Origin of the sequence: Nocardioides bruguierae, assembly GCF_023554635.1 — a bacterium.
GTDB classification, from domain to species: domain Bacteria; phylum Actinomycetota; class Actinomycetes; order Propionibacteriales; family Nocardioidaceae; genus Nocardioides; species Nocardioides bruguierae.
The window spans coordinates 106,961-129,747 of sequence record NZ_JAMJPH010000020.1 but is presented as its reverse complement, the minus strand read 5'-3'; the positions used below and the strand labels follow the sequence as shown (position 1 = coordinate 129,747).

Genomic DNA, 22,787 nt, shown 5'->3' with positions numbered 1-22,787 from the left:
GGGTCAGTCCTCCCCGCGGAAGGCCCGGCGCACGGCGAGCCGGTGGGTGAGCTCGTCGGTGGCGTCGAGCAGCCGTCGGCGCACCGAGCCGTCGAGGTCGTCGCGAGCCGCGAGGGTCGTCATGGCCGTCACCGTCGCCGCGGTCACCGACGAGCGCGGGTAGAACGCCTCGACCGCGGTGGCGAGCACCCAGCCGCTGTGCACGTCCGGCAGGGTCGGCACCAGGGCTGCGAACTCCTGCACGTAGGGCAGCGCCACGCCGTCGGGTCCGTCGGTGCCGCTGCGCCACAGGCCGTCGCCGGCCGCGGTGAGCTCGTAGTTGGGCACGCTCACCGCACCGGTGAGCCGCTCCCAGGCGAACGCCTTGGCCTCGGCCGTCGGCAGCGACGCCACGGCCCGGGTGTGCTCGACCCGGGAGACCGCGGTCGGCTCCGCGTCCAGCGCGGCGTCGAGCGCGGCCCGGTCGGTCGCGCCCAGCGCCGCGAGCCGCACCAGCAGCCGCCAGCGCAGCTCCAGGTCCACGTCCACGCCCTCCGGCAGCCGCTCGCCGCCGAGCCACGCGACGAGCAGGTCGGCGGCGCGGCAGGCCCCGATCGCGGACTGGAACGCCGCGAGCTGGAGCGGCGAGCCGGGCTCCGCGCCACGCGCGGCCACGAGGGCGGCCTCCTGCAGCCGGTCGGCGGACGTGGCGGGGTCGCTGGTGTGCGGGAGGTAGCTGAGCACCCAGGGGAACGTGTAGACGAGGCCCGCATCGACCGTCTCGACCGGCAGCCAGGCCTCGGCGAGGTCGACGGCCGCGTCGGGGTCCACCCGGGCGTGGTGCACGCCCGAGCGCAGCTGGTTCCAGACCGCGGCGCGCACCCGGGCGTCCTCGGTGGCCGAGACCAGCGCCGGCAGCAGCGGCACCGTGGTGGCGTCGGGCAGCGTCGCCGCCCACGTGGCCTCCACCGGGTCGAGCAGCACGACGCCTCCGTCCGGCACGGTGACCGGCACCTGCGCCGCGTCCACCTGCACCTCGTGCACGCTGCCGCCCTCGGCGCCGTCGCCGGGAGCGGCGACGAGGAGGCTCACGGCGTGCGTGCGCTCGGCCGGCGCCACGCCCTCGGCGGTGGCCGGGGCCGTGCGTCGCAGGACGCCCGCGGTGCGGTCGACCTCGAGCAGGTCCGGGCCGGCGGTGGTGAGCCAGGCGTCGGAGAAGGTGCCGAGGTCGGCGGCGCCGGCGCGCTCCCAGGAGCCGAGGAGGTCGTGCATGGTGGCGTTGCCGAAGCGGTGCCGCGTGAAGTGGTCGACGGCGCCGGCGAGGAAGACGTCGTCGCCCAGACGCGCGTTGAGCTGGCGCAGGATCGCCGAGCCCTTGGCGTAGGAGATCCCGTCGAAGCTCTGCAGCGCCTCGAGCGCGTCGTCGGCGCCGTTGCCCGCCACCGGGTGGGTGGTCGGGCGCTGGTCGGCGAGCAGGCCCCACTGGCGGCGCTGGAAGGAGTTGAGCACCCAGGCCTCGTCGAACTGGGTGACGGACGCCGTCACGCGGTTGCCCATGTACTCCGCGAAGGACTCGTTGAGCCACAGGTCGTCCCACCAGCGCGGGGTGACGATGTTGCCGAACCACTGGTGCGCCATCTCGTGCGCCACCGTGATGGCGCGCTGGGTCCGCATGCCGCGGGTGGTGCGGCTGGAGAAGACGAGGGTGTCGCGGAACGTGACGCAGCCCGGGTTCTCCATGGCGCCGGCGTTGAACTCCGGCACGAACGCCTGGTTGTACTCGCCGAACGGGTAGCGGATGCCGAAGAGGCGGTGGAACTCGTCGAAGCACTGGCGGGTGAGGGTCAGCAGCTCCTCGGCGTCCGCCTCGAGGGCGCCGGCGAGGCTGGCGCGGGCGGACAGGCCGAGCGGAATGCCGTCGTGGGTGTCCCGGACGACGTGGTAGGGCCCGGCGACGAGGGTGACGAAGTAGGTGGAGAGCGGCTGCGTCGTGGCCAGCTCCCAGCGGCCCGGCTCCACCTGCGTGGCGGCCCCGTTGCCGACGACGGTCCACTCCTGCGGTGCGGTGACGTGGAGCGTGTACGGCGCCTTGAGGTCGGGCTGGTCGAAGCAGGCGAACACGGTGGGGGCGGCGTCCATGAAGGACATGCCGTAGACGTAGTGGCGGCCGTCGGCGGGGTCCACGGAGCGGTGCAGGCCCTCGCCGTCGTTGCGGAACGGCATGACGGCGTCGACGACGACCTCGTGCCGGCCGGCGGGCAGGTCGAGCGGGAGGCGGCCGCGCTGGAGCAGCGCGACGTCCAGCGGCGCACCGTCCACGTGCACCGAGCGCAGGGACGTGGGCTTGAGGTCGAGGAACGTGCTGCCGCCGGCCGACGTCACCACGATCCGCGTGAGCGAGTCGAAGGTCTCCTCGCTCGTCGTCAGGTCCAGGGTCAGGTCGTAGGACTCGACCTCCAGGAGGCCGGCACGGTGGACCGCCTCGGCGCGGCGCAGGGACAGGGGACGGCCGGGGTCCGCGGCGGACCCGGGACCGGAGGCGGGGGACTGGTCGGGCACGAGGGCGAGGCTAGTGCCGCGCCGGACGGTGGGGGAGGGTGGGCCCGTCCGGGGGTGGGGACACGTCTGTCAGCGCTTTGCGAACATTTCTGTGGATTTCTGCTCGCGGGGGCAACCGAACCGTCATGCTGCGCGTCTGAGCAATGAAGACGCCGCTCGGGCGTCCCTCCAGGAAGGAAGCCGCGATGTCGCGTGCACTCTCCCCCTCTCGTGGCCTGGCCGCCGCTGCCACCGTTGGCGTGCTGCTGCTGACCCCCCTCGCCGTCACCGGTCTCGGCACCCCCGCCGTCGCCGACGCTGCCGCCGACTGCGCCAGCCCTGTCGACGTCAGCGGCCTGAGCCGCGGTGACGCCGTCACCGCCCTGAGCGTCACCGCCGGCACCACCCCCGAGGAGTTCCCCGGCACGGTCCTCGGCGTCATCACCGACGGCATCGCCCCCGGCGTGGACATGGTGATGATCGACTTCGGCGGAGCCGGTGCCAACCCGGCCATGGACGAGATCGGCGGCATCTGGCAGGGCATGTCGGGCTCGCCGGTCTACCTCGGCGACCCGGCCGACGGCAACATCGTCGGCGCCGTGGCCTACGGCCTCTCCTACGGACCCAGCCCCATCGCCGGCGTCACCCCCTACGCCGACATGGACACCCACATGCCCACCGCCCCCGCCCGGGTCGGCGTGGACGGCAAGACCGCCCAGCAGATCGCCCGCGCGGACGACGGCGCCAGCCGCACCGACGCCGAGCGCGGCTTCCGCATCCTCCGCTCCGGCCTGACGCTCTCCGGCGTCGACACCTCCGAGCTCGGGCGCGTGCGCAAGGCCGCGGCCAAGCACGGCCTGACCCTGCGCAGCCGCACCTTCTCCGCCGACGGCACCGTCGGAGCCCGCGCCGCGGACGTGACCGTCGACGACGTCGCCGCCGGCGGCAACCTGGCCGCCTCGGTCGCCTACGGCGACATCACCATGGCCGGCGTCGGCACCACCACGTCGGTCTGCGGCGGCGAGCTGGTCGGCTTCGGCCACCCGCTCGTCCAGGGCGGCGAGGTCACCTACGGCCTGCACCCGGCCGACGCCGTCTACGTCCAGCCGGACTCGGCGTGGGCGCCGTTCAAGGTCGCCAACATCGGCGACCCGGTCGGCACCATCGAGCAGGACCGGATGACCGGCATCACCGGCACGCTGGGCACCCTGCCCGACGCCGCCACCGTCACCAGCGCCTTCACCGCCGGCAGCACCACCCAGGACCTGTCGACCGACGTCTACGAGTCCGACTACCTGCCGGACGTGGTCTTCTACTCCGGCTACACCGGCGCCGACGTCGTGCTCGACGGCGACCCGATGGGCACGCAGGAGCAGGCCTGGACGATGACGGGCACCGCCGACGGCGAGCCGTTCGCCTTCTCCGGCAGCAACGTCTTCGCCGGCTCCAGCTGGTGGAGCAGCTACCAGGCCGCCGACGAGGTCGCCTCGCTCGCCTACTACCTGAACCGGATCGACGGCGTCGAGGTCGACGCCGTGGACGTCACCGCCGAGCAGGTCTCGACGGAGGCGCAGACCTGGTCGATCCTCCGGGTCGACCAGCGCAAGGGCGGGGAGTGGACGCCGGTGAGCGACCGCAAGAGCCTCAAGGTCACGGAGGGCACGCTGAAGCTGCGCGTGGTGGTCCGCAACGGCGACCGCACGGCCCGGCTGCCGCTGTCGGTGGACATCGACGACACCGGTCGTGGCTGGGGCTACCTCTACGTGCGTGGCGGCGACAGCGTCTACCAGCGCAGCCGCGCCGGCACCATCGAGAAGTTCGCCCAGAAGGTCGAGGACCGTGTCCGCAACGACCAGGTCCAGCTGGAGCTGCGCATGCGCGGCGCCGGGCGGACCACCGTGGTCACGGACCTGCCGCGCCAGGGCATCGTCCGGGGCGGGCAGTACATCTCGGTCTCGACCCCGCGTCGCTGATCCCGCGTCGCTGACCCAGCAACGCACGAGCCCCCGGCACCGTGGTGCCGGGGGCTCGTGCTGCGACCGGTGACCGGTCCTCGTGCTCGGTGCGGGGCGTCAGCCCTGCACGCCGAGGGCGAACTCGACCTGACCCTGCTGGTCGACGGAGGCGTCGAGGATCTTGTCGTCGAGCACCTGGGCGGCGCGCTCGTCGAGGTAGACGGTGGTGCCGCCCTGCTCGACGACCTGGTCGCCGGGCTCGGCGGCGGTGGCCATGGTCGCGGAGAAGCTGGGGTCGGCCTCGTTCTCGGAGGTGATCCGCAGGCCGGCGGAGTCGGGCAGCTCGGGCGAGGCGCTGAGCTGGTTGAGGATGGTCGTCGCGTTCTCGGTGAGGGTGAGCATGGACTCGCCTTCCGATCGGGTGCAGTGACGACTCCACCGTTGCGGACGACGGCGACACACTCAAGCCGACGGCCTCACCCGGGCGTGTCGACCGGCCCGTGGCGGGTGCATCCTTCGGTGCCATGCTCGGGTCATGGCCCCTGACCTGACCGCCGCCGACGCCGTCGTCCACGAACCCACGCACCGCTGGGTCGACCTCGAGCAGACCGACCCCGACCACTACCGCGCCACCAACCGTCGTGGCGGTGAGCTGCGGGTCGGTGCGGGCGACGACGCCGACTTCACCCCGGTGGAGCTGCTGCTGGCCGGCCTGGCCGGCTGCGGCGCCATCGACCTCGCGCTCATCACCGGCAAGCGGGCGCCCGCCACGTCGCTGCGGGCCCGCGCCGAGGGGCACAAGGTCCGCGACGAGCAGGGCAACCGGATGAGCGACCTCCAGGTCACCTTCGACGTCGCGTTCCCCGAAGGCGAGGCCGGGGACGCGGCGCGCGCGGTGCTCGAGCGCACCGTGCGGATGATCGAGGACCGGCTCTGCACCGTCGGGCGCACGGTCACCGTCGGTGACCACGTCCGCTACCGGACGACGGGGGAGTGACCGGCACCGTGAAAGGCGCCGTGGCCCGGGGCGTCAGCCGATGGTGACCGACTCGATGTCCACGGCCTGGGCCGGGGCGCCGTCCTGCGCGCCACCCTCGACGCCCGCCTCGCCGATCTCGTCGAGCACCGCCAGGCCGGCGTCGTCGATGGTGCCGAAGACGGTGTAGTCGGGGGCCAGGTCGCTGTCGGTGTAGACGAGGAAGAACTGCGACCCACCGGTGTTGGCGCTGTCCGCGTTCGCCATGGCCACCACACCACGCTCGTAGGTCTCGGTGCCGTCGATCTCGTCGGGGATGAGGTAGCCCGGCCCGCCGCTGGTCAGACCCGTCGGGTCGCCGCACTGGAGCACCCCGAAGGTGTCGTAGGTGGTGACGCGGGGGCACGGCGTCTCGTCGTAGAAGCCCTGCTCGGCCAGCGACACGAACGACCCGACCGTGCACGGCTTGCCATCCGCGTCGAGGGTGAGGGTGAGGTCGCCGTAGTTGGTGCTCAGCACCGCGGTCACCGACCCCGACACGGTCGGCTCGGCGGGCGGCAGCTCGACGTCACGCGCGGCGTCACCGGTCTCGTAGTAGCCGCAGCCGTCGCCGGCGGCCTCGATGGTGCCGCTGCGTCCGTCCCCGCTGCTGTCGGCCGACGCCGACGCCGACGCGCCGGCGTCGTCCGAGGGCTCGTCGCCGCCGCACGCGGCCAGCGCGGAGGTGAGCCCCAGCAGGACGGCGGAGGTGGCGAGGCTGCGACGGAGGCGGGTGCGGGGCGTCATGGCGCCGATCGTAGGTGGGCGGCTCAGCCGTTGAGCCCGCGGGCAGCCACCGGCCAGCGGTGCAGGCCGCCGTGCTCGTCGGCCCAGAGGGCGTCCGCGAGGTTCACGGCGTTGCACACGTGGTTGGGCACCACGTCCACCTGCGTGCCGATGCGGGGGAGCACCCCCTCCATCTCGACGACGGCGTGGTGCTCGGAGAGCTGCACGATCCGCGCGTCCGGGCGCTCGAGGAGACGGCCCCAGCCGGTGGCCCACGGTGCGCGGTCGGCGCCGAGCACCTTGGACCCGGAGTCCAGCACGAGGCGACCCGAGGCGTGGCTGACCACCGTGGCCCGCGCGGTCAGCGCCACGTCCCCGGGCTCGCAGGTGCCCAGCTCCCACTGCTGGGCGTCGTTGAAGACGTAGACGCCGGGACGCTGCTCCCACTGCACGCGCGCGAGCCCGGGATCGTCCGCCCCGGCGTCGCCCGGACCGGAGGCACCCGGGGGCGCACCCAAGGATCCGCCCGAGGACCCGGCCAAGGACCCGCCCAGGGCCGCGTCCAACGATGCTGCCAATGAGGGGGTGGACCCGCCGGAGAGCACGTGGACGGGGACGCCCGCTGCCTCCATCGACAGCCGGGCCGCCAGCAGCGCCTCGCGCTCCGCGACGGCCGCGGCACCGGGTGCGTCCGGGGAGTAGGAGTGCCCCGGGAAGGTGAACGCGCCGCGCACCGGCAGCCCGGCACGGGCAGCGGCCGCGGCCACCTCACCCGCGTCCGCGGGCGCCACGCCCGTGCGGTGGTGGCCGGAGTCGATCTCCACGAGCACCTCGACGCCCGAGCCGCCCAGGCGTCGGCCGCTGTTGGCGGCGCCCATCACCGAGTCCACCCCGATCGCGACCCGGGCGTGCTCGGCCAGCGCGCGCAGCCGGTCGGCGCGGTCGTCGTCGACCCAGACGGGGTAGGCCAGGAACAGGTCGCGCACGCCGGCCCGCACGAGGACCTCGGCCTCGCCGACCGTGGCCACCGTGAGGCCGGCGGCCCCGCCGGCCAGCTGGAGACGCGCGACCTCCAGGCACTTGTGGGTCTTGGCGTGCGGGCGCAGGAGGACGCCGGCGGCGGCCGCCCGGTCGGCGACCCGCCGGACGTTGCGGCGCAGCCGCACCGGGTCCACGCGCAGGTGCGGGGTGGGTGGGACGGGCACGGCCTCACCGTAGTGGCTGCGTTGGCGGGGAGGGCTACGGTCGGAGCGTGCAGCTCGGAATCCACTACGCCGTCTTCTCCGGGGCCGACCAGGCCGAGATCGTCGACCGTCTGGTCGGCACCGCCCGCGCGGCCGACCAGGGTGGCGCCGCCTGGTTCACCGTCATGGACCACTGGTTCCAGATGGAGCCGCTGGGTGGGCCCGCCGAACCGATGCTCGAGGGGTACACCACCCTCGGCCACGTCGCCGCGCTGACCGAGCGGGTGCGCCTCGGCCTGCTGGTCACCGGCGTCACCTACCGGCACCCGGGCCTGCTCGCGAAGACCGTGACGACCCTCGACGTGCTCTCCCGCGGTCGGGCCATGCTCGGCATCGGTGCGGCCTGGTACGAGCGTGAGCACGTCGGGCTCGGCGTGCCCTACCCGCCGCTCAAGGAGCGGTTCGAGCGGCTCGAGGAGACCCTGCAGGTGGCGCGGGCCATGTGGTCCGACGACGACACGCCCTACCGCGGCAGGCACTACTCGCTGGCCGAGCCCGTCAGCCGGCCGACCAACGTCTCCACGCCGCACCCGCCGGTGCTCATCGGCGGGTCGGGGGAGCGCAAGACGCTGCGGATGGTCGCCCAGTACGCCGACGCCTGCAACCTGTTCGGCAGCGACCCCGAGGCGATCGCCCACAAGCTCGAGGTGCTGGCGCAGCACTGCCGGAGGTTCGACCGCGACCCCGCCACGATCACCAGGACCGTGATGGTGCAGGCGGACCCGGTGGCGGAGCCCGACGCCTTCGTGGCGCAGATGGAGCCTCTCGCCGCCCTGGGCGTCGACATGGTCTGCCTCGTGCCGCCCGCCGAGGACCCGGTCGGCTGGACGACGCGGCTGTGCGCCGACGTCCTGCCCCGCCTGGAGTCCCTCTGAGGGGCGCCCTCGCCGCCGCCGGCCTGCTGACCGTCCTGGCGGCAGGCTGCACCGGCACGGACGCCGACCCCGGTGGCCGGGCCCCGACGAGCGCCGGCGACTCCGACGACTCCGGTGGTCGGGCCGCGACGAGCCCCGTCACCCCGGCAGCCTCCGCCACGCCCGACACCCCGGCCACGTCCTCGGCGGAGACCGAGGTCGACCCCGCGACCGCCCTGGCCTCCGACGGCCGGCCGCGTCGCGCAGTGCTGAGCGTGCCGTCCGCCGGGGTCCGCGACCTGGTGGTCGTGCCGTACCGCGGGCGGACCGACGACGCGCCCGGCACCGAGATCCAGGACGGCGGGGTGGCGGCGAGCCCCCACGAGCCCCGTGGCGGCACCGGGCCGGGTGGGATCGGCAACTACCAGGTGACCGCGCACCGGCTCTCGTCCACGCAGGCCTTCCTCGAGCTCGACGAGGTGCGACGTGGCGACCGGGTGACGGTCACGGTGGGCCGGCGCACCTACGTCTACGAGGTGCGACGCACCCGCATCACGTCCTTCCGCGAGCCGGCGTCGCTGCGGGCGCAGCGGGCGGCCGTGCCGGGCCGGCCCGGCGTCGAGGCCACGCGGGCGATGATCACGCTCTCCACCTGCCGCACCCCGGAGGACCGCGCCGAGGGCAACGACTGGTCGGACCGCTTCGGCAACCCCGAGCACCGGATCGACAAGATCGGCGTGCTCGTGGCGGTCCGGCGGGCCTGAGCCACGCGCCTAGGCTGGCGTCGTGAGCCCCTCGCAGCACGATCGCCTCGCGGTCATCTCCGACGTCCACGGCAACCTCACCGCCCTCGAGGCGGTGCTGGACGACCTCGACGCCCGGGGCATCACGCACGTGCTGAACCTCGGGGACGACGTCGGCAAGGGGCCGCGCGGGGCCGAGGTGGTCTCGCTCGTGCAGGAGCGGTGCGAGATCAGCGTCCTGGGCAACTGGGACGACTACCTGCCCGCGCCCGACCGCGAGCCGACCCCCGAGCTGGACTTCTGGGCCGGCCAGCTGGCCCCGGGCCAGGCCGCGTGGCTGCTGGCCAAGCCGTTCTCGCTGGACCTGTGGCTCTCGGGCCGACGGTTCCGCATGTTCCACGCCTCCGCGGACTCGGTGCACCACCGCGTCCGACCCTCCTCGCCGGCCGCCGAGCAGCGGGCGCTGTTCGACCACACCCCCGCGATCGCCGCGAGCCCGCACACGCTCTTCGGTGCCGACGAGGCGCCGGACGTGGTCGTCTACGGCGACCTGCACGAGCCGTTCGTGACCTCCGACGAGGGCCGGACGATCGTCAACACCGGCAGCGTCGGCAACAACGTCGGTGACCCGACGCCGGTCTACCTGCTCCTGGAGGGCGTGCTCGGCGGCACTGAGGACGCGGGGTTCTCGATGACCCACGTCCGGGTGCCCTACGACGTGGAGGCGGAGCTGGCGCACGCCCGTGCCGTCGGCATGCCGGGCTACGCCGCGTGGGAGCAGGAGCTGCTCACCGGCGTCTACCGCCGCGACGTCCCCACCGATCCCGGCCACCACCGCGTCGGGCACGCGCGCACGCTCGGCACCGGCCCGAGCCGGGCGTCGCGGGCGCTGGCGTAGCGTCCGAGGCGTGACCTCGGACCACACCAGCACCTCCAGCACGGCCACCACCACGTCCGCCAGCGGCGGGAGCATGGTCCTGCTGGACGGGCCGGCCCCGGCGACGCCGGCGCCGCCCGCGTCCGTGCTGGCGTCGTTCCACGACCCGCACCCCGGCCACGGGGGCGCCGACGACTCGCTCGTGGCCCACGGCGAGAGCCGGCCGTGGGAGCCCGGCACCGTGATCGCCTGGTGGTACGGCCAGGGCTGCGCGCTGCTGCGGGTGGTGGCCGACGACGCCGACGGCCTGGTCGCGTGGATGCCCACGGGGAGCGAGTCGCTCTACCGGTTGCCCGTGGACGGGACGGGTCTGCGGGACCGCGGGCTCGTCGAGCGGTTCATGGTCGAGCGCCGAGCGGCGGTACGTCCGTGGCAGGGTCGCGGGGTGCTGCGAGCGCTGCCCCGGGGCAAGCCCTGGTCGGTCTGGTACTTCACCGACACCGACGCCCCGGACGGGTTCGCCGGTCACTACGTCAACCTCGAGGCGCCACACCTGCGCCCGGCGGACGGGTCGGCGCGCACGCACAGCCGCGACCTCGTCCTCGACCTCTGGCTCGACGGGGACGGGCTCTGGCTCAAGGACGCCGACGAGCTGGAGGCGACGGTGCCGGCCGGTCACTTCACGGCCGCGCAGGCGGACGCCGTCCGGGCGCTGGGCGACCAGGCGCGCCGCGAGCTGCTCGAGCCGCGCGCCTGGCCGTTCTCCGACCCCGCCTGGGAGGCCTGGAGAGCAGCGGAGCGGCTGCCCGCCGCGTGGCAGGAGCCGCTCCGCTTCGACGACCCCGGGGTACGTCAGGGCCTGGACGAGGTCACGCTGCGCGCTGCCGACGCCGCGCGGGGATGGTGAGCGCGACCAGCGCGCCCAGGATCGCCACGGCGCCGCCCACCACGAACGAGGTGTGGAACGAGTCGGCGCTGGGGGCGCCGGTCGGGCCGAGGTCGCTGGTGATGATCGTGGCGATCACCGCGGAGGCGGTGGTGGTGCCGATCGCGCGAGCCAGCGCGTTGACGCCGACCGCGGAGCCGGCCTCGGCGGCGGGGACCGCGTCGAGCACCAGGGTGGGCATGGCCGCGTAGGCGATGCCCACGCCGGCGGCGATGACGATCGTGGCCACGAGCAGCTGCCACGGGGCGCCCATCAGCAGGCGGCCGGCGACGTAGCCGAGGCCGATCACGAAGGCGCCGATCGCCAGCGTCGGCTTCGGGCCGATGGTGGCGATCATCCGGGCCGAGATCGGCGCGCAGATCATCATCATCAGACCGCTGGGCGCCATCCAGAGGCCGGCGGCCAGGAGCGACTGGCCCAGGCCCACGCCGGTGGCCTCGGGCAGCTGGAGCAGCTGGGGGATCGCGACCATCTGCGCCATGAGGCCGAAGCCCACGGCGATGGCGGCGACGTTGGTCAGCAGGACGACCGGGCGGGCCGTCGTCCGGATGTCGACGAGGGGCTGGGCGACGCGCAGCTCCAGGGCGACCCACGCGGCGAGGACCACCACGCCGCCGATGATGCAGCCCAGGGTCGAGGCCGAGCCCCAGCCCCAGGAGGAGCCGCGGGAGATGCCCACGAGGAGGGCGACGAGCCCGACCGTCAGGCCGACGGCGCCGGGCACGTCGAAGGTGAGGCCCTCGTGCTTGTCGTGCACGTGCGGCACGGCGGCGAGCACGAAGACGAGCACGGCGGCGCTGAGCGCCGCGGAGACCCAGAACAGCCAGTGCCAGGAGCCGACCTGGACGATCCACGCCGACAGCGGCAGCGCGATCGCTCCGCCGACGCCCAGCGTGGCCGACATCGCCGCGATCGCCTGGCCGGCCATCTGCGGCGGCGTGATCTGCCGCATGAGCGCGATGCCGACGGGCACGAGGCCCATGGCCGCGCCCTGGAGGCCCCGCCCGATGAGCATGGGCACCAGCGAGGACGCGAGGGCCGAGATGACGCAGCCCACGAGCAGCATCACCACGGAGGCGACGACGACGCGCTGCTTGCCGAGCATGTCGGCCAGGCGGCCGGCCACCGGCATGGCCACGGCGCCCGCCAGCAGGGTCACGGTGATGACCCAGGCGGTCGCGGACGCCGTGCTGCCGAGCAGCTCGGGCAGGCGCCCCTGGATCGGGACGACCATCGTCTGCGAGAGCGACACGGCGAGGCCCGCGATGCACAGGGCGGCGACGGAGAAGCCGGGGTGGCGTCCCTCGACGTGGGGCTCGGCGGCCCGGCGGGGCGCGGTCGGGGTGCCGGCGGCGCCGCCGGGGGCGGGAGCCGTGGTCTCGGCGGAGGACGGGGGAGCGGAGGTCATGCACGGCCTTCCAGACGCAGGTGATTGACGCAGACAACCGCCTGCGGGGGTGTGTTGTTCCCGGGCCGTCGACGCGGGACGGGAGTGCTCGGTCACACGGACGTGACCCACGGGCCCTGGCGCGTGGCTAGGGTGGGCGGCGATGTCAGAGACACCCGTACGCGCGCCGTCGCTGCCGCGCGCCCGTCGCCGGGTCCTCGTCGGGCTCGCTGCGGGCCTGGGGGCGCTGCTGCTGCTGGCCGTCCTCGTCGGCACCGCCTCGGGGCCGGTCTCCCTGACGGAGGGCACGGGCCCGACCCGGGTCGAGATCACCTTCTCGCCGGACGAGCAGGAGCAGCCCGTGCCCCCGCCACCGGGCCCGGACGAGGTCACGCGCGACCAGGCGCGCCCGTTCGGCTGGGTCGCCGTCGGGGTCCTGGCCGGCAGCGCCTTCGGCATCGGCATGTTCCTCCTGGCACTGTGGGCCGTCCTGCGGGACCGGCACGCCTACAGCGCCGGTCGTCCGGCGTCCCTGGACCGGCACGGCGGCCTGGACGACGGGCTCGACGAGGACGAGGTGCTGGAGCGCGCCCGGGCCGCGCTGGTCGGGGACCACGACGCCCGCGTCTCGGCGGTCCTGGCCGGGGACGCACGTGGTGCCGTCCTCGAGGCCTGGGGCCGGGTGGAGGCAGCCGTCGCGGCCGCCGGCGTGCCCCGCCTGGAGTGGCAGACGACCACCGAGCTGGCCGAGAGCGTCCTGGACCGTCTGGGCGTCGACGAGCAGCACCTGCGTGGGCTGGCCGGCCTCTACCTCCGCGCCCGCTGGTCGACCGAGGAGGTCGGCGAGGGCGCGCGTGCCGCCGCGCTCGTGCACCTGCAGGGGGTGCAGGACTCGCTGAGCTCGGGGCGGGCCCGTCGTGGCCGCGCAGGTGTGGACGGTGCGCCGTGAGCGGGCAGCGTCCGCACCTGCACGGCTGGGAGGCGGCGGGGCGCCGTGCCCTCCTCGTCCTGGTCCCCTCCGTGCTGCTGGTGCTGCTGCTGCGTGCCCTGGACTTCGGTCCGGTGCTCGTGCCGCTGGTCCTGGTCGTGGCGCTGCTGCTGCTCACGCTGCTCCTGCTCGGCGACGCCATGCGCGTGGGCGCGGGAGGCTGGACCGAGGAGCACCGCCCCGGCTCCCCGCCCCCGACGATGGACCTGCGGCTGGCGGCCTGGGTCCGGCGGGTCGAGACGCACCTGACCTCGCGTGGCGGTGACGACGAGCTGGAGGCACGGGTGGCCGCCGTCGCGGCCGACGCCCTGCGTCGGCGCCACGGGCTGAGTGGTGAGGCCCCGCTCGACGTGCTGCGAGCGTCTGCCGCCGCCGACCTGCTCGGAGCCGAGGTGCACGGACGGCTGCTGGCGGCCGCCGGCGCGAGCGACGCAAGCGACACCCCCGGCCCCCACCGACCCTGGCGGGCCGACGAGCTCGCCGCCACCGTCCGACGACTCGAGGAGATCTGAGTGAGCACCGTCCCGCACCCCGAGAGCCACCCCGAGACCCAGCCCGAGAACCAGCCCGAGAACCAGTCCGAGAACCAGTCCGAGAGCCTGACGCTGGCCGAGGCCTCCGCCCGTGCCCGGGCCGTCCTCGCGGAGGTCGACCGGGTCGTCCTGGGCAAGGAGCAGCCGCTGCGCCTGGTGCTGGCCGGCGTCCTCGCGGGCGGCCACGTGCTGCTGGAGGACCTGCCCGGCCTCGGCAAGACCCTGGCGGCGCGCAGCCTGGCCCGTGCCCTGGGCCTCGACTTCGCCCGTGCCCAGTTCACCCCGGACCTGCTGCCCGCCGACCTGACCGGCTCGTTCGTCTACGACCCGCGCGCCTCGTCCTTCTCCTTCCGGCAGGGGCCGCTCTTCACCCAGCTGCTGCTGGCCGACGAGATCAACCGCACCCCGCCGAAGACCCAGGCCGCGCTGCTGGAGGCGATGCAGGAGCGGCAGGTCACCATCGAGGGGGAGACCTTCGCGCTGCCGGCGCCCTTCCACGTGCTGGCCACCGCCAACCCGATCGAGCAGGAGGGCACCTACCCGCTGCCCGAGGCTCAGCTGGACCGCTTCCTGCTGCGCGTCTCCTTCGGCTACCCCGCCCGCAGCGAGGAGGAGCAGCTCGTCACGGCCCGCCTGGACCGTCGTCGCGAGGAGGTCGACGTCGCCACGGTCGTGGACGCCGGCGGCCTGCTCGCCCTCCAGCAGCGGGTCGAGGCGGTCGCGGTCGACCCGAGCATCGTGGCCTACTGCGTCTCCCTGGTCACCGCGACCCGCGAGCACCCGGACCTGCTCACGGGCGCCTCGCCGCGCGGCTCCCTGGCCCTCGCGCTCGTCGGCCGGGCCCTGGCCCTGGTCTCCGGGCGCGACTACGTGGTGCCCGAGGACGTGAAGGAGGCGGCCGAGGCGGTGCTGGCCCACCGGCTCGTGCTGCGCCCGGAGCTCTGGATGAGCGAGGCGAGCCCCCAGCGGGTCGTCCGGGACCTGCTGGCCCGGGTGCCCGCTCCGGCAGGTCAGCCCGGCGCGGTGGGCTGAGGCGTGGAGCAGCAGCTCACGGGCTGGCGGATGTCGCCGGTGCTGGTCCGCGGCATCGTCGTCGCCTGCCTGGGCCTCGGGCTGGCGGTGGTGAGCGGTCGGCTGGTGCTGCTCGTGCTCGTGGCGCCGTGGGTGGTGCTCGTCCTGGTGCAGCTGGTGCTGCGTCCGGACCAGGCGCCGCGCGCCGTCGTGGGCGTCCGCGAGCACGTGCTGACCGAGGGCGCGACCACGACGCTGCACGTTGACGTCGCCGACGCGCGGGAGGCCGAGACCCTCACGGTCGTGGCCGACCAGGTGCCCTGGCTGCGGCTGCGCCCGTGGCGCGGGACGCAGCAGGTCGACGTCGCCCGCGCCACGCCCCGCACGGACGGCTCCGTGCGGGTGCGCCTCGGGCTGGAGGCCCGCCGGTGGGGACCGCACCAGCCCGGCGGGGTGGGCGTGGGCGCCACCGCGGGCTGGGACGGGTGGGCCTGGGGCCCGGTGCCGCTGCTGCCGCCGGCGCTGCACGTCCTGCCGCGACCCGCCACGCTGGCCACGAGCGCCGCCCACCCGGACCCCGACGGGCTCGTCGGTGCCCACGCGGCGCGCCGGGCGGGCAGCGGGGTCGAGCCGGACGACATCCGGGCCTTCGCCCCCGGCGACCGGCTGCGACGGATCAACTGGCGGGTCTCGCTGCGTACCGGAGAGCTGCACGTGGTGACCAGTCGGGCCGAGGTCGACGGCGGCGTCCTGCTGCTGGTCGACGCCTACGGCGACCAGGGCACCTCCGAGGGTGCCGGCGGGCGCGAGAGCAGCCTCGACACGGGCGTCCGCGTCGCGGCGGCCCTGGGGGAGCGGCTGACCGGCCGCGGCGACCGGGTGGGCCTGCGGGTCCTCTCCGGCGGCGTTCCCCGCGAGCTGCGACCGGGCAGCGGACGCCGGCACCAGCGGCGGCTCCTGGGCGTGCTGGCCGGCGTGCGCGCCGATCCCGGGTCCGTGGCCTCGCGGACGGCCGGGGGAGCGCGGCTCCCGGTCGGTCACCTGCCGGCCGGGACGCTGGTGGTGGTGCTCTCCTCGCTGCTGGACGACCGCGTCACCTCGTCCGTCGCCGCGATCTCCCAGCGCGGACTGCCGCTCCTCGTCGTCGACACGCTCGGTGGCGGCGCCCGCCTGGAGGCGCGCGACGGCCTGAGGGCCGACGTCGCGGACCTGGCCTGGCGCCTGCGACTGCTCGAGCGGGAGTCCTTGCTGGCCCGGGTCGAGGCCGCCGGCTGCGCCGTCGTGCGGTGGAGCGGGCCGGCGTCCCTGGAGCAGGTCCTGCGCGGCCTCTCCCGCCGTGGCCGGGCACCGCACCGGGTGGCGCGATGAACCTGGTGAGGTCGCTGTCGTCCTCCGTGCCGTTCTCCCGGGCGCGGCTGTCCTCGAGCGTCGTGGGCGACGCCTGGGGGCGGTGGTCCGAGAGCGCGCCGACGCAGCGGCTCCTCCGGCTCGGCGTCCTCCTGCTCCCGCTGGCGGCGCTGTGGTGCACGGCCGGCTCGGGGACGAGGCCCTGGTCGTGGCTGAGCGTCGTCCTGCTGGGCTTGAGCGTCGTGTGGGCCGTCGTGCCCGACTCGGTCGTCGGGATCGTGGTCTCGCTGGTGGTCCTCGTCTGGTGGCTGATCGCCGACCCACGCCTCGACGACGCCTGGCCCGTCGTCGGCGCGACCAGCCTGCTGCTCGCCCACCTGTGCGCCGCGCTGGCCTCGTCCGGCCCCGCGCGGGTCGGCCCACCGGGCACGGTCCTCGGCCGCTGGGCGGGGCGAGCCTCGGCGCTGGTCGGCGTGGTCGTGGGGACCTGGGCAGCGGCACTCGCCCTGGCGGGTGCGCCCGAGTCCTCGACGTTGTGGGGCCTCGCCGTGGCCGCCGTCGTCCTCGTCGTGGGAGGGCTCTCGCTGACGCTGCGCGCCGAGGCGGAGGGGTGATGGAGGGGTGATGATGGCCGGGCAGGTCCGTTTTCCCAGGTCAGCAGGACGAAGGTCCTTCCTCGGGGGATCCGTGTGAAGGGGATGGACTGGTTCCGGCCGGGGGGATGAGGAAGGTGTGAAGGACCCTTCTGCCCGGGCGCACGTGGTGATGGTGTCGGAGGCAGCAGCACGCCTCCCCCCGGCGCCGACCGCCACCACCGTCCCCCGGAGACCACGATGACCCGCTCCCCGCAGTGCCAGTGCGGCCACGCCGCCGCTCACCACGAGCACTACCGCCCCGGCACCGACTGCTCGCGCTGCGCGTGCACCGAGCTCCGGCGTGCGCGCGGCAGCCGCTGGAGCTGGCTGCTCGGCGCGAGCCCCATGGCCTACCTGGGCGCCGACGCGGCCGTGTGGACCCTCATGTCCGAGCCCGTGGACGAGCCGGCCACCGCCGGCCCCAGCACCTGGCAGGCCCCCAGCGACCGGTTCCGGCGCCTCACGCGCAAGGAGACCCGTCTCGTCCGGGCGCTGGAGGACGAGCTCCGCGCCGTGGCGGCCGACCTGGTCGACCCGCGGCCGGGGGAGTGCCTGCGCTGCTACGTCGCCCGCACCACCGACGAGCTCGGCTGCGACGGCACGCTGCGCTGGTCCCGGCGCTTCCGCGACCTGCACGCGCCCGGGCAGGCCTCGCTGGACCCGCGGCGCGGGGAGTCCGAGGCCTGCGACTGCCGCCTGCTCGGGGTCGACGTGCCGGCCGACGACCGCGGATGCCGCGGGGTCGTGCGCGGTCACGAGGGCGGCGCGTGCTCGCTGTGGCACCACGACCGCCAGGTCTGACCTAACGTTCGTGGGCCTCGATCGGCCGGGTAGGTGCCGGCAGCGACGCCGTGCCAGGCTGGCGTCCCGTGGAGCCCATCATCCTCGCTGCGGTCGCGTTCGTCCGTGACGGACGGCTGCTGACCGTCCGCAAGGCCGGCACGACCATGTTCCTGCTGCCCGGCGGCAAGCTCGAGCCGGGGGAGACCCCGCTCGAGGCGGCCCGCCGCGAGGTGTCCGAGGAGGTCGCGCTGGACGTGGCCGCCGCCGACCTGCGGCTGCTGGGGGAGTTCGCGGCCCCCGCGGCCAACGAGCCGGGCCGTTCGGTCGTCTCGACCGTCTACGCGGCGGACCTCCCGGGCGAGCCCGTCCGGTCCGGCGAGATCGCCGAGCTGCGGTGGTCCTCGCTGGCCACGCCCGAGGACGACCTGGCCCCGCTGCTGCGCGACCACGTCGTGCCGGCGCTCACCGTGAGCCCGTCTCCAGCAGCCGGGTCGTGATGGGGGCCATCGTCTCGACCAGGCGCGCGACGCCTGCCTCGCCCAGCGCGTCGTAGGCCGGGCGAGCCGCGGCGTCCGTGGCCTCCTCGACGGACGCGCGCAGCGCGAGGCCACAGTCGGTGATGCGCTCGTGCTCGTCGAGCAGCCCCGCACCCTGCAGTCGCGCGATGAGCGGGTCCAGGTCCCGCGCCGGTCGGTGGTGCACGCGGCCGAAGGTGCGGGGGGAGTGGCCCAGCGACGCCCAGAGCAGCAGGTGGGCCTCCGGGCCGCGCACGTCGTGGGCCACCAGTGCGGCGTGGTGCCCGTCGCCGCGGTGCTCGCGCAGCACGGTGGCGGCGTGCCAGAGCCGGGCCACCGGTTCCTGCGGTGCCGGCAGCGCCTGCAGCGCCGCGCTCAGCACCCGTCCCTCGACCGGGGCACCGGCCGCCGCCGCGGTGGCCAGGTCGGCGGCCTCGGCGAGGCCGGGGGAGTCGGCCAGCGGGCCCAGGATGCGGCGCAGCGCCAGCACCGCCCCGTCCTGCCGTGCGCGAAGGGCCTCCTCGGGCGTGGTCACCCGCCAGACCCGGGGGACGTGGCGGGCGACCTCGCCGGGGAAGAAGTTGTAGAACGCGGCGTGCACGACCGCGGCCGACGCGGTGCCCAGGGGTGCCGCGCGGCCGGCCATGTAGCCGTCCCAGTAGCCGCGCAGCCCGAGCCGCTCCAGCTGGGCGGTGGGCTCCTCGGAGAAGTAGGTCACCAGGTGGACCGGCTCCAGCAGGTCGTGGAGCGCGCGGGCGGGCGTGGACACGAGCGCAATCTAGGCCATCCCGCGGCTAGGTTCGGGGCGTGAGCGAGCAGAGCAGGGTCCTGGACGACGGTGCGGTGCTGCGACGGGCGCGGCCGGGTGACCAGGCGGGCATCCTGGCCTGCATCCACGCGCTGGCGGCCTACGAGCGGGAGCCGGACGCGGTGGAGACCACCGAGGCCGACCTGACCGCGGCGCTGTTCGGCGAGGCGCCGCAGGTGAGCGCCCACGTGGTGGAGCGGGACGGCCGGGTCGTCGCGATCGCGGTGTGGTTCCTGACCTTCTCCACCTGGACCGGCCGGCACGGCCTCTACCTCGAGGACCTCTTCGTCGAGGAGGAGCACCGCAAGCACGGCTACGGCAAGGCGCTGCTGGTGGCCCTGGCCGCGGAGTGCGTCGCCCAGGGGTACCGACGCTTCGAGTGGACGGTGCTGGACTGGAACGAGCCCGCCATCGGGTTCTACCGGTCCGTCGGCGCCGTCGGGATGGACGAGTGGACCGTGCAGCGCGTCACCGGTGAGGCGCTGGAGCGGCTGGCTGCCGGCTGACGCGTACTGGTGGCGCCGTCTGTTCCGCTGGTGCATGCCACACCGAGACGCGGCGCGGGCGAGATCGCGTCCGCTTCGTTCCGGTGGTCTTGACCGCGTCGACGAGTGTCGACGAATGCATGACAGCGGTCACATCGGAGAGCAGTCTTGCCCGCGTGAACTCCTCGGGTCCGTCACGTCACGGTCGCGCTGCTGCCGAGATCGCCGCCATGAGAGCCGTCGAGCCGCCGCCGGTGGCGCCGACGCCGATCCCGCGGGACGTCGCGTGGCTGCCGGCACGTCAGCACCGTCCGACGGTGCCCGTTGTCACGCCGTCGCGCGCGTGGTCGGTGCTCCTGGCGCTGGCCTGGACCTGGCTGGCGCTCTCGTGCGGCGTCGGGCTGATGATCCTGGTGCGTGGGGCGGTCGCCAGTGACGGCGTGCTCCCGGGGATCGGCGACGTCGGCCTGGCGGTCGCCGTCGTGGGGCAGGGGCTCGTGAACCTGAACCTGGTGCACGCGCGGATGACCACGCGGGGCTGAGGGATCACCCGGTGCCTGTCGTAGTCGTCCCGTACTCGTCGGCGTGGCCAGCGCAGTTTGAGGTGGTCGCAAGGGATCTGCGGCAGGCTCTCACCGGGTTGGCTTCCGCGCGAGTCGAGCACGTGGGCTCCACCTCCGTTCCCGGGCTCGCGGCCAAGCCCATCTTGGACATTGACGTCATCGTCGACGGCAAGGAGATGGCGAAGGCGGTGGCCGCCATGGGCTCCGCTGGGTACGTTCACCGTGGCGACCTGGGCGTTGCCGATCGGGAGGCCTTCTACGCTCCAGACGAGAGTCCACGGCGGAACGTCTATGTCTGTCGCGCCGAAACGCTCCACGTTCGCAATCACCTCGCCGTGCGCGAGGTACTCCGCGCTCGGGCGGATCTGCGAGACGAGTACGCGGCTGTGAAGCTGGCGCTCGCAGTAGACCCCAGCATGGACATCGAGACCTACATCGCCCGGAAGTCTGCGGTGCTCCAGAAGGTTCTCGCGGTGTCGGACATGACGGCAGGGGAGCGCCTCCAGATCTTGCGCCTCAACGACCAGTCCGCTTGACACGCGATCGGGCGTACTTTGTCACTCGTGTGGCGCCGAGGCTGCGCTCCTCCGGCAGTCCGGGACTCGCGAAGCGACGCCTATGAGCGCAGCCGCGAGATAGCGGGCGAGGCAATCGTGCATGCCGCCCGGGCGATCGCAGCGCGTCGCGCCGGATGTGGCCTGGAGACAGTCGTCATCGTCGATCCCCATGCGGGGCATCCGATGGCCCCTCCCAGAGAGGTTGCTCCGAACCAGGCTCGCAGCTACCGACTCGGAGGCGATCTGGGTGCCCCGGAGCGCTGGGGAGCACTCGCGTGGCCAGCCATACGCGATGCTCTGAAGTTGCACCAACGTCACGACGACGTCCCGTGCTGTGCTTCCCCTGGTCAGCGCTGGGTTCAGTCTGGCCAGCGAGTTTCCCGTCTCATTGAAACTGACGCATGACGGGCCGGCTGGCCGGTGGTGAGTCGCAATGACTGGGACCAAGCTGCCAGATCCGTCTGACTGGATCTGACGCAACTCGTCAGATCGCAAGGTCGGCGCCGAAGACGAGCGCGGGACCGCCGTTCTTGTGCACTTCGCGCTCGAGTGCAAGGCCGATGTTCATCGCGACTTGTTGGGAGGCGATGTTGGCCGGGCGAATGATTGCGACGAGATGCTCGATGTGGGCGGCTGCGGCAGCTGCCCGAACCGCAGCGGCTGCCTCACTGGCATATCCCTGACGCTGCAGGTCCGATCGCACGTGCCAGCCGGCTTCGACGAACCACTCGCCCTCGACCTCCTGCATGGTCAGACCGCAGTCGCCAACGAAGTCGCCGGTGTGAGTCTCGATCACCCAGAGCCCGAACCCGTGCTCATCGTAGTTGCGTTGCGTCCACTCGATCCAGCCGGACGGCCCGCGCGATCCTCCTATCTGGAGGGTCGCGATCTCCGAGAGGTCTCCCGCAGTCATCTGGCGAAACCGAAGTCTCGGGGTCGGGTCTGGAAGCACGCCCTCACGATAGGCGGAGCAGTGTCTGCGCCCGGTTTGCTCTTCCGGCATCATTCGCTCATGGCTGAGGAACGCTCGGGAACTCACCCTGCTGACCCGGCCGGCGGCAACGCGAGCCGTCCATGGCAGACGCTGTCCTCCGGCTTCGAGCAGGCCCGCGCCCGCGAGGATTCGCTCGATGGTCTCGTCGAGTGGCCGGCGCAGCGCACCCTTCTCGGCGACGTCGCCGGACTCGCCGTCTTGGACGCCGGCTGTGGCAATGGAACGAAGATTGCGCAACTGGCCGTCGAAGGTGCCGGCCCTTCCGTCGGCGTCGACATCAGCGGGAACTTCATCGAGGCTCCTCCAGGCGTCGAGCTCATCGAGGGAGACCTGTCGGATCTTGGGGCGGTGCCCGGGCTCAACGGTCGTCGGTTCGACCGGATTCTGTTCCTTCAGTCCTTCGGCTATGCCGCGGATGGGGTCAAGGCACTACAGACCGCGCGCGAGATGTTGACCGAGGACGGTTTCATCTTGCTCACCAGGACCCAGCCGATCCGGTACGCGATCGAGCGATCGGAGCAGAACGGGACGTCGCTGGGGGAGGAGTACTTCGCCACCGAGTCGTTCGCTTACCGGCACCGCAACTGGGACGATCAGGTAACCCTGACCAAGCGGCCGTACACGATGTCTGACCTGTTGAACACCTTCAGCGCGGCCGGGCTGTGGATCGAGATCGCAGTCGAGCCGCAGATGCCTGACGAAGCCGCTGGGCGCTACCCGCACAAGCAGGCGGTGATGAACAAGTACCTCGGCATCTTGATGTTCAAGCTGCGACCGATCCCAGCTCGATAGTCTGCGTTGAGGCGCTTCCGTCAGCCGGCGTTGCCGCTGACGTGGACGTAGTTGTCGAGGGCGCCCTTGGCGCGCTCGCGGTCGCCGTCGTGGGGCAGGGGTTCGTGAACCTGAACCTGGTGCACGCGCGGATGACGACGCGCCGCTGAGCGGTCGCACGCCAGCGGTAACTGACATAATGTCACTTATCGGCACATTGAGAAGCGGTCGGACCGATCTGACCCAGGCTGTCGTCGGCATCACGCACGGTGAGTCCAGGCGTCCGGCCCCGCAGCACCGTGCCGCCCGCTATACATAGCGGGTGCTACGACTTCTCGGACTGCTGCTCGTCTGGAGCTACACAGGAGTCGGCGCCGTCCTCCTGGTCTCGGGGCCCGAGCTCGGAGTGCAGATGCTGGGCCTGGCGCTGGTCGCGCTGGGCGTGGCCTGGATGGTGCTCGACGCCCTCAGGCGGACCCGAACCGTCTGACCCGAACCGTCTGACCCGAACCGTCTGACCCTGGCCGGCCCGC

Annotated in this window: 25 protein-coding genes; 18 read left to right on the top strand and 7 right to left on the bottom strand. The window is 73.8% G+C overall.

The genetic code is table 11. The annotated features are described in order from the left end of the window. Window positions 1-3 precede the first annotated feature (3 nt). The gene (pepN, locus tag M8316_RS11090; protein ID WP_250054564.1) at window positions 4-2,538 is read right to left on the bottom strand and encodes an aminopeptidase N; all 2,535 of its coding nucleotides are present in this window, start codon (window positions 2,536-2,538) and stop codon (window positions 4-6) included. A gap of 185 nt (window positions 2,539-2,723) precedes the next feature. Between pepN and M8316_RS11085 the strand changes: the two genes are divergently transcribed. Beyond that, window positions 2,724-4,490, top strand: a complete 1,767-nt coding sequence (locus M8316_RS11085; protein ID WP_250054791.1) for a hypothetical protein — start codon at window positions 2,724-2,726, stop codon at window positions 4,488-4,490. A 99-nt stretch (window positions 4,491-4,589) separates the two neighbouring features. On the opposite strand, the gene M8316_RS11080 is transcribed toward M8316_RS11085, so the two are convergent. Beyond that, window positions 4,590-4,874: a Fe-S cluster assembly protein HesB gene (locus tag M8316_RS11080; protein ID WP_250054562.1), complete on the bottom strand. Its 285-nt coding sequence runs from the start codon at window positions 4,872-4,874 to the stop codon at window positions 4,590-4,592. A gap of 133 nt (window positions 4,875-5,007) precedes the next feature. On the opposite strand from M8316_RS11080, the gene M8316_RS11075 reads away from it, so the two are divergent. Next, window positions 5,008-5,469 carry an OsmC family protein gene (locus M8316_RS11075; protein WP_250054561.1) on the top strand — a complete coding sequence of 154 codons (462 nt, stop codon included), beginning with the start codon at window positions 5,008-5,010 and terminating at the stop codon, window positions 5,467-5,469. 33 nt (window positions 5,470-5,502) lie between these two features. Here M8316_RS11075 and M8316_RS11070 read toward each other — a convergent pair whose 3' ends face one another. Both M8316_RS11070 and M8316_RS11065 read right to left on the bottom strand, forming a co-directional pair. Continuing rightward, entirely contained in the window at window positions 5,503-6,234 is a 732-nt protein-coding gene (locus M8316_RS11070; RefSeq protein ID WP_250054559.1) for a peptidylprolyl isomerase, read from the bottom strand. A 23-nt stretch (window positions 6,235-6,257) separates the two neighbouring features. After that, complete coding sequence (locus tag M8316_RS11065) at window positions 6,258-7,418, bottom strand: alanine racemase (protein ID WP_250054558.1); 1,161 nt, start codon at window positions 7,416-7,418, stop codon at window positions 6,258-6,260. Between the two features lie 47 nt (window positions 7,419-7,465). Between M8316_RS11065 and M8316_RS11060 the strand changes: the two genes are divergently transcribed. From M8316_RS11060 to M8316_RS21100, 4 genes are read left to right on the top strand one after another with little or no spacing between them, the layout of a single operon-like run. Next, window positions 7,466-8,332, top strand: a complete 867-nt coding sequence (locus M8316_RS11060) for an LLM class F420-dependent oxidoreductase (RefSeq protein ID WP_250054556.1) — start codon at window positions 7,466-7,468, stop codon at window positions 8,330-8,332. Further along, window positions 8,296-9,075 carry a sortase domain-containing protein gene (locus M8316_RS11055; protein WP_250054554.1) on the top strand — a complete coding sequence of 260 codons (780 nt, stop codon included), beginning with the start codon at window positions 8,296-8,298 and terminating at the stop codon, window positions 9,073-9,075. Before M8316_RS11060 ends, M8316_RS11055 begins: the two co-directional genes overlap by 37 nt. Window positions 9,076-9,097: 22 nt before the next feature. Further along, complete coding sequence (locus M8316_RS11050) at window positions 9,098-9,952, top strand: metallophosphoesterase family protein (RefSeq protein WP_250054552.1); 855 nt, start codon at window positions 9,098-9,100, stop codon at window positions 9,950-9,952. 10 nt (window positions 9,953-9,962) lie between these two features. Then, window positions 9,963-10,838: a DUF402 domain-containing protein gene (locus M8316_RS21100; protein ID WP_250054550.1), complete on the top strand. Its 876-nt coding sequence runs from the start codon at window positions 9,963-9,965 to the stop codon at window positions 10,836-10,838. Here M8316_RS21100 and M8316_RS11040 read toward each other — a convergent pair. Continuing rightward, window positions 10,801-12,285 carry an MFS transporter gene (locus M8316_RS11040; RefSeq protein WP_250054548.1) on the bottom strand — a complete coding sequence of 495 codons (1,485 nt, stop codon included), beginning with the start codon at window positions 12,283-12,285 and terminating at the stop codon, window positions 10,801-10,803. The genes M8316_RS21100 and M8316_RS11040 overlap by 38 nt on opposite strands. 142 nt (window positions 12,286-12,427) lie before the next feature. Between M8316_RS11040 and M8316_RS11035 the strand changes: the two genes are divergently transcribed. The 7 genes from M8316_RS11035 to M8316_RS11005 all read left to right on the top strand — a co-directional run bounded on the left by M8316_RS11035 (window position 12,428) and on the right by M8316_RS11005 (window position 18,058). Beyond that, entirely contained in the window at window positions 12,428-13,213 is a 786-nt protein-coding gene (locus M8316_RS11035) for a DUF4129 domain-containing protein (protein WP_250054546.1), read from the top strand. Further along, the gene (locus tag M8316_RS11030) at window positions 13,210-13,764 is read left to right on the top strand and encodes a hypothetical protein (RefSeq protein WP_250054544.1); all 555 of its coding nucleotides are present in this window, start codon (window positions 13,210-13,212) and stop codon (window positions 13,762-13,764) included. Before M8316_RS11035 ends, M8316_RS11030 begins: the two co-directional genes overlap by 4 nt. Next, window positions 13,765-14,817 (top strand): AAA family ATPase, encoded by a 1,053-nt coding sequence (locus M8316_RS11025; RefSeq protein ID WP_308195997.1) that lies wholly within the window; start codon window positions 13,765-13,767, stop codon window positions 14,815-14,817. Window positions 14,818-14,820: 3 nt separating this feature from the next. Beyond that, window positions 14,821-16,164, top strand: coding sequence for a DUF58 domain-containing protein (locus tag M8316_RS11020; RefSeq protein WP_250054542.1), 1,344 nt, complete (start codon window positions 14,821-14,823; stop codon window positions 16,162-16,164). Next, window positions 16,161-16,757, top strand: a complete 597-nt coding sequence (locus M8316_RS11015) for a hypothetical protein (RefSeq protein WP_250054541.1) — start codon at window positions 16,161-16,163, stop codon at window positions 16,755-16,757. Before M8316_RS11020 ends, M8316_RS11015 begins: the two co-directional genes overlap by 4 nt. A 219-nt stretch (window positions 16,758-16,976) precedes the next feature. Beyond that, entirely contained in the window at window positions 16,977-17,579 is a 603-nt protein-coding gene (locus M8316_RS11010; RefSeq protein WP_250054539.1) for a DUF2695 domain-containing protein, read from the top strand. Between the two features lie 68 nt (window positions 17,580-17,647). After that, window positions 17,648-18,058, top strand: a complete 411-nt coding sequence (locus M8316_RS11005) for an NUDIX hydrolase (RefSeq protein ID WP_308195996.1) — start codon at window positions 17,648-17,650, stop codon at window positions 18,056-18,058. Here the strand turns inward: M8316_RS11005 and M8316_RS11000 are convergent. Next, window positions 18,024-18,845, bottom strand: coding sequence for an SCO6745 family protein (locus tag M8316_RS11000; RefSeq protein WP_250054537.1), 822 nt, complete (start codon window positions 18,843-18,845; stop codon window positions 18,024-18,026). The genes M8316_RS11005 and M8316_RS11000 overlap by 35 nt on opposite strands. 38 nt (window positions 18,846-18,883) lie before the next feature. Here M8316_RS11000 and M8316_RS10995 point away from each other — a divergent pair, with 38 nt between their 5' ends. From M8316_RS10995 to M8316_RS10985, 3 genes are all read left to right on the top strand, one after another. Further along, window positions 18,884-19,390 (top strand): GNAT family N-acetyltransferase, encoded by a 507-nt coding sequence (locus tag M8316_RS10995; protein ID WP_250054535.1) that lies wholly within the window; start codon window positions 18,884-18,886, stop codon window positions 19,388-19,390. Window positions 19,391-19,686: 296 nt separating this feature from the next. Beyond that, window positions 19,687-19,911, top strand: a complete 225-nt coding sequence (locus M8316_RS10990; RefSeq protein ID WP_250054533.1) for a hypothetical protein — start codon at window positions 19,687-19,689, stop codon at window positions 19,909-19,911. Window positions 19,912-19,922: 11 nt separating this feature from the next. After that, window positions 19,923-20,468, top strand: a complete 546-nt coding sequence (locus M8316_RS10985) for a GrpB family protein (RefSeq protein ID WP_250054531.1) — start codon at window positions 19,923-19,925, stop codon at window positions 20,466-20,468. Window positions 20,469-20,973: 505 nt separating this feature from the next. Here the strand turns inward: M8316_RS10985 and M8316_RS10980 are convergent. Further along, entirely contained in the window at window positions 20,974-21,441 is a 468-nt protein-coding gene (locus tag M8316_RS10980) for a GNAT family N-acetyltransferase (RefSeq protein ID WP_250054529.1), read from the bottom strand. Between the two features lie 60 nt (window positions 21,442-21,501). Here M8316_RS10980 and M8316_RS10975 point away from each other — a divergent pair, with 60 nt between their 5' ends. Next, entirely contained in the window at window positions 21,502-22,275 is a 774-nt protein-coding gene (locus tag M8316_RS10975; RefSeq protein WP_250054527.1) for a class I SAM-dependent methyltransferase, read from the top strand. Between the two features lie 301 nt (window positions 22,276-22,576). Further along, the gene (locus M8316_RS10970; RefSeq protein WP_250054526.1) at window positions 22,577-22,744 is read left to right on the top strand and encodes a hypothetical protein; all 168 of its coding nucleotides are present in this window, start codon (window positions 22,577-22,579) and stop codon (window positions 22,742-22,744) included. The last annotated feature ends 43 nt before the right edge of the window (window positions 22,745-22,787 follow it).

What these genes read in the sequence shown, in the direction of transcription:
- M8316_RS11085 (WP_250054791.1), top strand. Translation starts at nt 2,724, where the DNA reads ATGTCGCGTGCACTCTCCCCCTCTCGTGGCCTGGCCGCCGCTGCCACC.
- M8316_RS11080 (WP_250054562.1), bottom strand. Translation starts at nt 4,874, where the DNA reads ATGCTCACCCTCACCGAGAACGCGACGACCATCCTCAACCAGCTCAGC.
- M8316_RS11075 (WP_250054561.1), top strand. Translation starts at nt 5,008, where the DNA reads ATGGCCCCTGACCTGACCGCCGCCGACGCCGTCGTCCACGAACCCACG.
- M8316_RS11070 (WP_250054559.1), bottom strand. Translation starts at nt 6,234, where the DNA reads ATGACGCCCCGCACCCGCCTCCGTCGCAGCCTCGCCACCTCCGCCGTC.
- M8316_RS11040 (WP_250054548.1), bottom strand. Translation starts at nt 12,285, where the DNA reads ATGACCTCCGCTCCCCCGTCCTCCGCCGAGACCACGGCTCCCGCCCCC.
- M8316_RS11035 (WP_250054546.1), top strand. Translation starts at nt 12,428, where the DNA reads ATGTCAGAGACACCCGTACGCGCGCCGTCGCTGCCGCGCGCCCGTCGC.
- M8316_RS11015 (WP_250054541.1), top strand. Translation starts at nt 16,161, where the DNA reads ATGAACCTGGTGAGGTCGCTGTCGTCCTCCGTGCCGTTCTCCCGGGCG.
- M8316_RS11010 (WP_250054539.1), top strand. Translation starts at nt 16,977, where the DNA reads ATGACCCGCTCCCCGCAGTGCCAGTGCGGCCACGCCGCCGCTCACCAC.
- M8316_RS10975 (WP_250054527.1), top strand. Translation starts at nt 21,502, where the DNA reads ATGGCTGAGGAACGCTCGGGAACTCACCCTGCTGACCCGGCCGGCGGC.